A 2,567-nucleotide genomic window follows, 5' to 3' on the forward strand; every position below is an offset into this window, starting at 1 on the left:
CTTTATCACCCATATTTACCTTGTTTAACATATATAGACGTGCCAAATACGAAATTAGTTCCAAAATTCATCGTCAACCGTCACACCTGGACGACATCAATCCCGACGCCATTCACGGATCATAGCCATATAGCTGCGAAAACAAACCTCTGATTTCTCTGGCCTGCCCGGCGGCTTTTACCGAAAGCTCCGAAATCAGTTCGCGCTCCGGCATGCCCTCCGGAAAATCATCAAGGCAATCTGCATAGGCAATTATAAGAGCATGCAGACGCTGCCGGGCGTCTACGCCGGCAACCAAGCACATCAGCCGCACCGGGACCCACTTCAGCAACAACCACGCTCACACCGACCACTAATGATTTCCCGCACCCTTTTCTGATAGCGTCCAGCACCGGCGCTTCCGGGATCCGTCCGTTACCCACATCCTCCCGGTATTCCGCAATCAACCGGAATAAAAAATTTTCATAAAACTAACAGGAACAAAACATCTTTCCCATACGTCTAATTTACAGGGAGAAAGAAAATTAAAAGGGAGGTCTTTTATCGATCATGGTCAAATTGAACAAATGGAAACTGACTCCAATAGTCATCTTTATGGTTGCAGTAGCAATTAACACTTCTGGTTGCTCAACTGTTGCATCAAAAACACAGCAGGCTTCAAATGAAACAAATTCTTCTTCACATGGTCATACAAATACAATAGAGCAAAACCCAAGCAAACAAAATAAAAATGAAGCACTAAGCAAAAATGTTATAACAGTAAAACCTGCTACGCCATTTATGCCTATTGTTAGAGAGTTAGTTTCCAATATACCTATCATTATACCACGATATTGGACGCCGATTCCCTCTTCATCATCTAATAAATACTATGGAGTTCAATTTAAAGTTAATAAACATAGTTACTATATTTCATTAATAACTACATCCAAACAGTTTCCCCCAAACGATCCTCAATTAAGTATGCCACCTAATAGCTCTGAAGCTAATCAATGGGGAGGAATCTCTGGCGCAAAGGCGAGTAATAGTAAGAATATTATAGTAGAAAGGCCTAAAGATGCCAAACCAGTTAAGATAGGGGGAACTATTTTAGGGTGGAAAGACCCGGTATCGGTATATTGGGAAAGTAATGGTTGGAAATATGAAGTTATTGGTTCAAGTAATCATGTTATGGACGACACCATGAAATTGATTAACAGTTTAAACATTAACCATCAACTAAAGAAATTAAATGCAAAGTCAGGACAGATTCTAATAAGCAATGCAAATAGCTTGTCAACATTTATTAACTGGTATTCAAGTGATGGGCAATATGAGTATAGCTTTCAATATAAAGGGAGCATAGAAGAAGCTCTTAAGATCGCAAATAGTTGCATTGTTTTATCGGATTAGAAAATAAGGAAAGCGGCAAGGGATAATTCCTATGCCACTTTCCTTATTGCCATGAAGAAAATTTTTAGGGACCGAAGCACACTTGAATATATGTCGGAAGCGTGTCATATGGTACAGGTGATAGCCCTCCCCAATAATAAGAATCCGGTTGTCCTGTACTAGGATTATTCCACCAACCACTATATGCAGAAGCAAGTTGATAAGCTGCTACACCATAGCATGTTGTTGCAGTAGGTATGGGCCAGGAACCACATCCTGCTCCATACGGTTGGACTGATCCATTGTTTCCACACATTGCTCCATTCCACCCGGTTGCTGCTAGTTTAAAGCTAGAGGTAGCTAAGTTAACCGCATGTAGAGATCGTCCAAGAATATCGAAGGAAACGGCTACAGCAGCCGATGGTTCAGTTATATTTGGACCTTGTGCAATTAGATCTGTTAATTTATAATTTGTTCCTTTCAAACAGTTATAACCATTTAATCTATCTTGCCCTACTTGAACTATACCATATGTGCCATTGTAAACAACCGCATAATTTCCATCGGTTTCTATTGATGCAATTGCCAAAAGTGTAGCAGGGTTCATACCTGAAGCCGAACCTGCATTATTTGCATCAACTAACCACTGCTGAATTGGTTGTGCTGTAATATTATAGACTTTTCTGCTTCCATAACTTGAGCAATTACAAGGACCACAAGATTGTAGACTTCCCATTTAAATTCCCTCCAGATTTATTTTGAATTACATCTTTATCCAAAGAACAAGCAGGGTTATAAACAATCCTCCCTGCCTTCGGATACGGGACGATTGCCCGTCCAGGACGAAGCTCTACTTGCCGGTAGGCTCGTCCAGGACAAAACGCTTCCTCAACCTCTTCAACGCACACTCCTTTACCTTGTACACCGCCTGCTGCGATATCCCCAACCGTACAGCTGCTTCTTTTTCGGTAGCACCCGCCAGAACCGTCGCAGTTATTACCCCCCGCTGTAGCGGGGTCAACGACGAGAGGGCATCCTGGACTAAAACAGACCCTTCCGCTTCGCCTGCAACATCGACCGCCGCGGCAATAGTATCAACCATCGCCATTTCCCCGTCAGAAACATTAGCCGGAGCATCCAGAATTAAGCGTTCATGTTCCATCAACCGACGACGCTTTTTTAGCCAACCTGGCTGC

At 42.5% G+C, this 2,567-nt stretch carries 4 protein-coding genes; 1 reads left to right on the forward strand and 3 read right to left on the reverse strand.

Going from position 1 to position 2,567, the window contains the following annotated elements; genetic code table 11:
* Positions 1 to 112 precede the first annotated feature (112 nt).
* Positions 113 to 334, reverse strand: a complete 222-nt coding sequence (locus tag A6M21_RS03245; protein ID WP_066666464.1) for a hypothetical protein — start codon at positions 332 to 334, stop codon at positions 113 to 115.
* A gap of 215 nt (positions 335 to 549) precedes the next feature.
* On the opposite strand from A6M21_RS03245, the gene A6M21_RS18255 reads away from it, so the two are divergent.
* Positions 550 to 1,392, forward strand: a complete 843-nt coding sequence (locus A6M21_RS18255) for a hypothetical protein (RefSeq protein ID WP_151191781.1) — start codon at positions 550 to 552, stop codon at positions 1,390 to 1,392.
* A gap of 64 nt (positions 1,393 to 1,456) precedes the next feature.
* On the opposite strand, the gene A6M21_RS18260 is transcribed toward A6M21_RS18255, so the two are convergent.
* Positions 1,457 to 2,107, reverse strand: a complete 651-nt coding sequence (locus tag A6M21_RS18260) for a hypothetical protein (protein WP_151191782.1) — start codon at positions 2,105 to 2,107, stop codon at positions 1,457 to 1,459.
* Between the two features lie 114 nt (positions 2,108 to 2,221).
* Positions 2,222 to 2,567 (reverse strand): sigma factor-like helix-turn-helix DNA-binding protein (locus A6M21_RS03250; protein WP_066666465.1); only part of this gene is annotated, 346 nt, incomplete at its 5' end.

Source organism: Desulfotomaculum copahuensis (assembly GCF_001655685.1).
Lineage (GTDB): Bacteria > Bacillota > Desulfotomaculia > Desulfotomaculales > Desulfovirgulaceae > Desulfotomaculum_G > Desulfotomaculum_G copahuensis.